This window comes from Vibrio sp. 10N.286.48.C11, assembly GCF_041469805.1.
Classification (GTDB): Bacteria; Pseudomonadota; Gammaproteobacteria; order Enterobacterales; family Vibrionaceae; genus Vibrio; species Vibrio crassostreae_C.
Map to the genome: position 1 here is coordinate 23475 of NZ_JBFRLK010000066.1, position 6578 is coordinate 30052.

Below are 6578 nucleotides of genomic sequence, written 5' to 3' on the forward strand. Positions count from 1 at the left end.
GCTAGTGGGGGAGTCAGCATAAAACGTTAAGCCATTGCCAATTTCAGTCGCTCAATGGGCTTGTCATTGATTGGTAAATGGATAAGTGCTGCTGCAAATGCCAGCACCACCGTTGACCACCAGATTGGCTCGTAAGAACCGTAGTAATCGTAAATACGACCACCCACCCAAGCGCCTAAGAAGCTACCCACTTGGTGAGTAAAGAATACCAAGCCGTACAACGTTGATAGGTAACGGGCACCGAAGATCTGACGAACTAAGCCAGACGTTAGCGGAACTGTACCCAACCAACAGAATCCAATGGCCGCACCGAAGATAGCCGCGGTTGATTCAGTCACAGGCAGAGTCACAAACGCACCGATAACCACAGTACGCACTAAGTACAGTGCAGACATAACGTGGCGTTTGCTGAACTTGTCGCCCATTACACCCCAGAAGTAAGACCCAAAGATGTTGAAGATGCCAACGTAAGCCAGTGCCATCGCAGCGCTGCTCGCGGGTAGGTCTTTATCTGCTAAATAGCTCGGTAAGTGCGTTGCGATAAACATTACGTGGAAACCGCACACGAAGAAGCCCGCGTGAATCAACCAGTAACCTTTGTGAGCAAACGCTTCTGACAACGCTTCTTTGAGTGTTTGGTTCTCTTCAGCTTGCGCTTGTTTGTTTGAGGCTGCTTTAGGCGCTCGCATGAACAGCGCAAAAGAGATCATCAAACAACACAGTACGCCAAACACTTGCATCGCACTCTGCCAGTCAAATTCATTCAGCATGTATTGTGCGCCCGGAATTACCGCGAACATACCAAATGAACCTGCAGCCGTGGTTAAGCCAAACGCCTTAGCCGCGTGCTCTGCTGGTACAACTTTCGCTACTGCGCCAAGCACGATCACGTAACTTGTCGCACTCAAGCCAAGACCAACCAGTGCGCCTAACGAAACGTAAAGCATGCTCGATTCGGTAGAAATTGAGGTAAGAAGTAAACCCAAACCGTAAGCACATGCGCCAGCAATAATGATGCGTCTTGCTCCCCATTTGTCAGCGGCCATACCAACAAAAGGTTGGAACACACCGAACAATAAGTTTTGTAGAGCAATAGAGAAGCTGAAAAACTCTCGACCCGTGCCGAAATGCTCTGAAATTGGCATCATGAAAATGCCGAATGATTGTCTGATCCCTAGACTGATAATAAGTGTGCCTATCCCTAGCCATACCAGTAAAGGAAAACGGAAAATGCTCATTCTAATACTCTTAAATTAATGGTGGTGATGTTCGTGCCCAGAATGATCATGCCCTGACTGCTGGTGGCAACCACTGCTTACGGCATGCTGAGCCAAGAGATCAATCAATGGCTGACTGTGATGCACAATAACCAAACTAATGACGAGGAATAACGTCATTCTGGCAAGTTGGGCAAAAAGAGATTGTGAAAACATACGGTGTTGACATGCGCTCAATGTTGTAAGAAGTCGCGCATCATAGTGATGAGTCGGGTATGTATCAAATGACCATTTGTGATGTAGTCTATGCGTTTTATGCATAGATTGTCGCTTGATTGGAATTGGTATAAAACGCGCTCAATAAATAAGAAAACTTGAAGCTCGTTAGTTAATAGAAACAAGTATCTAATTAAGAATGAAAGTCTAAATTAAGGCTTATAACTAGCTGTTTAATTTAAAGTTTCACAAAGCTGTAAAAACTAATATACAAACTAATCACTAAGCAACATTGCTCGTTCACTCGACTTATCTGTCAAACATCGTAAATTTGGGCATAAATCGTTTCAAGACTACTGAAACGCGATGTTAAAAGATTCAGGGAGAGTCATTCACATGGATAAAGATCATAATCTTCGCGAAAACTTACTGGCACTGATCTTAGGTAGCGCATTGGTTTCACTCGGCGTTATCTTTTTCAACCAAGTCGGTTTGCTCACCGGGGGCACGGCTGGTCTAGCGATCTTCATTACCAAAGTAACAGATTTGAGCTTTGGCCAAGTATTCTTCGCACTTAACTTACCTTTCTATATTTTGTCGGTTGCTCGTATGGGCTGGCGCTTCACAATCAATACGTTTATCGCGGTTTCGATTGTTTCGTTCGCCGTGGATCACTTGTATCACGTGATTCAAATTGCCGAAATTCATGCATTGTATGCAGCTTTACTTGGTGGTGGCTTGATTGGTACCGGCATGCTGGTGATTTTCCGTCACAAGATGAGCTTAGGTGGCTTCAACATTCTGGCGTTGTTCTTACAAGAACGTTTTGGAATTCGAGCAGGTAAGGTTCAGATGGCATTAGACTGCACGATTGTTGTGCTTTCTCTGTTCATTGTTGATGTGTCATTGGTTCTTCTGTCTGTGCTTGGTGCGATAGTCACCAACTTGATTCTAGCAATGAATCATAAACCGGGACGCTATCAACCTGTGGTAAAAGCGGAAGCAGCATAGTTCGGTTCGCTCAAGCTCTAGATTTGCTTAAGTAAAGAGTGATTTGCAGATTATGAAAACAACAAAGCCAGCATTAATTGCTGGCTTTGTTCTATTGAAATAACGGATTCGATGTAACGATTAACACTTGCCGCAGCTGGCGTTCGGCTTAAGCTCGCAATCAATCACATTGCCTTGTTGATCAAGGGACAAGTTACAACACTCTTCAAACAGGTTCTTAAGATCAGCACGGCTTTTTTGCACGCGGGATTTAACCGTTGAATAGCTGACGTTCTGCGCTTCTGCGATCTCTTTTTGGCTTTGGCCTTTGATGTCGACCGCAAGCAGTAGCGATGAACTTTGTTCTGGCAATGCCTGAATAAAAGGTTCAATACACAATGAAAGTTTCTGCTTAAATTCAGAGTCGTGGTCTAAATCGGTAAACCACAGATCTTCAGCATCAATTTGGCTATCACGTTGTTGGCGTGCATGCTTACGGTAGAAGTCGATAATGGTGTTGTTGGCTAACTGGAACAGCCAAGCCTTAACACTGCTAGCATCTTGTACCTTATCTAAGTTCTGATAGGTCTTAATCAAGATATCTTGGAGCAAGTCGTCTACATCCGCAGAGTTGTTGACCTTTGAATGCAGGAATGACTTTAATGCTTGCTGATACTCGGCCCAGACTTGTTCGATCTTCAAAGGTGCATTAGTTGCACTGTTCATTTACGCAACATTCGTCTTGTAAGAAATCAATCACACCTTCTAGGCACTCATACTCCGCCACGCAGAATAGAGTTCTTCCTTCTCGTCTTTGGCTGATTAGGCCCGCAGACGCCAAGCTTGATATGTGGTGAGACAAGGTAGAACCGGGAATGCCTAGCTCTTCTTGTAGGCCGCCAACTGCAATGCCTTGGTAGCCAGCTTTAACGACACTCTTATAAATGGTTAGGCGAATAGGGTGCCCCAACTCTTTAAGTGCTTTCGCAACGACTTCTAAGTTCATATTAACTCCTCAAGATTTAATTTCGATGTTAGTCGAAATGTATGTCGAATTCAAATTTAAAAACGGTGTCTGTGTAAGTTATTGAAAAACTGTGTTTTCGAAAATCATTTCGATTTTTATCGAAATAATGCTTGTTCTGGAGCTGTTTATTTCTATAATTCGAGAATATTCGAAATTAAGGGTTGGTTACTTTTCTCATAGAGCCCGACCTTCAATCCAGTTTGGAGTTAATTATGAGCAATGAAATGTTAACAATGCTGAAAGACGCACTTGATATGTTCGCTTTCTTAGCAGTAGAGCTAATTATCCTTTTCTTAGCGATCAGCTACATTGTTGGGATTCTTCAAGAGTTCCTTACACCAGAAAAGATTCAATCTATCCTGAGCTCACGTAATGGTAAGGGTTATGTAGTAGCAGCACTACTGGGTGCAATTACACCTTTCTGTTCATGTTCGACCATTCCTTTCTTAAAAGGATTGCTGCGTGCAAGAGCGGGTTTCGGTCCAATGATGGTGTTCCTATTTGGTAGCCCACTATTGAACCCAGTGATCATTGGTTTGTTTGTGATTACCTTCGGTTGGCAAGTTGCTGTGTTCTACTTCCTTGTAGCAATGACGGTGTCTGTAGTGGCTGGTTACGCACTTGAGAAGCTTGGCTTTGAGCGTTACGTAAAACCTGAAGCGTATGAATCAACAGGTTCAGCTTCAAGCTGTGGCACTAGCTGTGGTGACTCTGCTCCTAAGAAAGCAGCACCGGTTAAAGCAGAATCTTCATGTGGTACAAGTGCATGTGGCGAACCCGCACCCGTAATGGCGAAAGAGACATCTTGCTGCGATTCTAAAAAAGAAGAGCCACAAGTAACGGTTTCATGCTGTTCAGCGGATGGAAGCGCAACAGCTGAAATCGTAGAGAAGAAAGAACCTAGCCGTTGGATGAGAATTTGGTTCTCAACTTGGAAAGATTTTAAACAAGTTTTCCCTTACCTAATGATGGGTATCGCGATTGGTTCATTCATCTACGGCTTCATTCCTACAGACCTTATTGCACAGTACGCTGGTGAAGGTATGTGGTATGCGATTCCAGTAGCAGCCGTGATTGGTATTCCACTGTATATTCGTGCTGAAGCGGTAATCCCACTAAGTGCAGCTCTAGTACAGAAAGGCATGGCGTTGGGTTCAGTAATGGCATTGATCATTGGTAGTGCGGGTGCAAGTTTGACAGAAGTTATCCTGCTTAAATCAATCTTCAAGAACCAAATGATTGCAGCATTCCTATTCGTTATCTTAAGCATGGCGATGGGTGCAGGCTTCCTATACAGCTTCATCTTTGGTTAATCAGGTCTGATTTCGAGATAACACTATTGATACCAAACACCATTGATACCAATAGATAGATAATAAAAAAGAGCTCACATAGTTGAGCTCTTTTTTTGCTTAGACTATTAGTTCGGAGATTAGAACCCTCTAATGTCCAGCTCATTGTTGATCAACACAACACACTGAGAAGCAAACAGCATGTTTGGACCTAAGCTGATTTTCTCTGTCCCTAAACGCTTCAAGCTATTGTAGCTTTTCTTCGGCATAGGGATGTGATCAGTAAGAAGGAAACATGGGTTTTCAGCAATCTCTGCATCACGGATAAAGTCACCCTTCTTATCCATCATGTACAGCTGGTGGTCTTCGGCCAGTTCTTTGACCAACTTTTCAAAGCTCATAGTGCGAACAGTGATGCCCGGTTCTACCTGACGTGTCTGTTCTTTTGTCATGCCTTGAGAAGCGTCAACCGCTCTTACTACCGCAGATAACAGTGCAGATTCATGAAAGCCACCAATGTTAGTTATTTCGTTGGAATCGAATGTAATTGTTCGTGAAAAGTCTTTAGTACTCTCTAGCACAAGGTGCACGGTGACATTCTCACGGTGAGATTGAGCAACGAAGATCGTGTTCATCAGAGTATGAGCCAGAATCTCAGTATGAGCGTCTTGCCCAACACCTTCTAAGATAAGTTTGCTCTCTGTAGGGGCTGCGCGAGCGCGTAATACAAATGAACGCATGGAATGTACCTTGTCAGTATGTGATAAAGCGAAACAGACTTTATCAGCATGAATTGATGAATAACTAAAAATTATGGCGGTATGTAACTCTTTTCTATTAATGAAGTCAAATGGAGTTATGTATAGTACTGATCGGAATAACTCTACGTATTAAATAGAGAGTGACCACATTACAAGATGGTAAAGGTTGAAGCGAACCAAGGTTTACATAGATAGTATGCGCAAATTATTAGGTGACTTACATAAGGAAGTAGTCGATGAAGTTACAGAAGATTAATAAAGAAGAATATAGAAAGAAGATGAACCTACTGTTGGTTTCATTGGTTGGGTCGCTCGCCTTGTTTGCCATCGTATTCGGTAGCATTCTGATTGAACTTTTTGGTTCAGTTGGATCCGTTACTGGGGAAGCGACAGGTAATTTCCATTTGAATGTACTTGGCGTGATTTTATCAGTCGCACTGAATGCCTTTATAGCGAGCCGTGTGAAAGGGCATGATTACTTTAAGGAAGCGCTTTATGTGTGGAACCTTAAACAAATTCACAATCAAATCTATCGTAAGCTCAAGCGTATTCAACCAAAAGCTGAGCAAGGTGATCGAGAAGCATTAACTATCCTTTACTTCTATTACACTACGCAAAAACAGGTATACGACCTAGATAACAATACATTGACGATAAAAACGGTTCAGCAATCGCTAGATAACATAGTGGAGCTAAGTGAAAAGTGGAGTATCGAACTGGATATAGAGGCATTTTCGAAAGATCTAGTCGCACAATTCTAAGTTATATGCTCTTGATTGTATGAGCTTTAACCTGTGAAAGAGGGTTTTGACGTAAAAGTAGCCGCTTAAGCAACTTTTTTGAATTTTTATTAAAATAGGGGTTGCCATGTTTTCGATGATCTCTATAATGCCGCCTCACTGACACGGCAGATGCCACAAGGCTTCAGCGGTAATCAGTAAGACGGAAAGTTCGAAAGAAATTAATTTTAAAAAGTGTTTGACACTTAAGATTAAATCGCTAGAATTCACGTCCGCTTTCAAGGGTTTCTTTGTAAAAAGAAAGTTTCGATAAGCAAAGCTCTTTAACAATTTAA

General features: G+C 42.6%; 7 protein-coding genes. 3 read left to right on the forward strand and 4 right to left on the reverse strand.

The window, feature by feature from the left end; all coding sequences use genetic code 11:
• Positions 1–26: 26 nt before the first annotated feature.
• A complete protein-coding gene (locus AB4209_RS16745) occupies positions 27–1238 on the reverse strand; it encodes an MFS transporter (RefSeq protein WP_017061697.1) in 1212 nt (403 codons plus the stop codon).
• Positions 1239–1829: 591 nt separating this feature from the next.
• Between AB4209_RS16745 and AB4209_RS16750 the strand changes: the two genes are divergently transcribed.
• Positions 1830–2444, forward strand: a complete 615-nt coding sequence (locus tag AB4209_RS16750; protein ID WP_017065874.1) for a YitT family protein — start codon at positions 1830–1832, stop codon at positions 2442–2444.
• Positions 2445–2564: 120 nt separating this feature from the next.
• Here AB4209_RS16750 and sigZ read toward each other — a convergent pair whose 3' ends face one another.
• A complete protein-coding gene (sigZ, locus tag AB4209_RS16755; protein ID WP_229648219.1) occupies positions 2565–3149 on the reverse strand; it encodes an RNA polymerase sigma factor SigZ in 585 nt (194 codons plus the stop codon).
• Positions 3133–3429 carry a helix-turn-helix transcriptional regulator gene (locus tag AB4209_RS16760; protein WP_004733042.1) on the reverse strand — a complete coding sequence of 99 codons (297 nt, stop codon included), beginning with the start codon at positions 3427–3429 and terminating at the stop codon, positions 3133–3135. The genes sigZ and AB4209_RS16760 overlap by 17 nt, the downstream gene beginning before the upstream one ends.
• Before the next feature lie 233 nt (positions 3430–3662).
• Here AB4209_RS16760 and AB4209_RS16765 point away from each other — a divergent pair, with 233 nt between their 5' ends.
• A complete protein-coding gene (locus AB4209_RS16765; protein WP_017070391.1) occupies positions 3663–4763 on the forward strand; it encodes a permease in 1101 nt (366 codons plus the stop codon).
• A 119-nt stretch (positions 4764–4882) separates the two neighbouring features.
• On the opposite strand, the gene trmY is transcribed toward AB4209_RS16765, so the two are convergent.
• Positions 4883–5482, reverse strand: coding sequence for a tRNA (pseudouridine(54)-N(1))-methyltransferase TrmY (gene trmY, locus AB4209_RS16770; RefSeq protein WP_004733046.1), 600 nt, complete (start codon positions 5480–5482; stop codon positions 4883–4885).
• Between the two features lie 257 nt (positions 5483–5739).
• Between trmY and AB4209_RS16775 the strand changes: the two genes are divergently transcribed.
• Complete coding sequence (locus AB4209_RS16775; protein ID WP_102449294.1) at positions 5740–6264, forward strand: DUF3087 family protein; 525 nt, start codon at positions 5740–5742, stop codon at positions 6262–6264.
• The last annotated feature ends 314 nt before the right edge of the window (positions 6265–6578 follow it).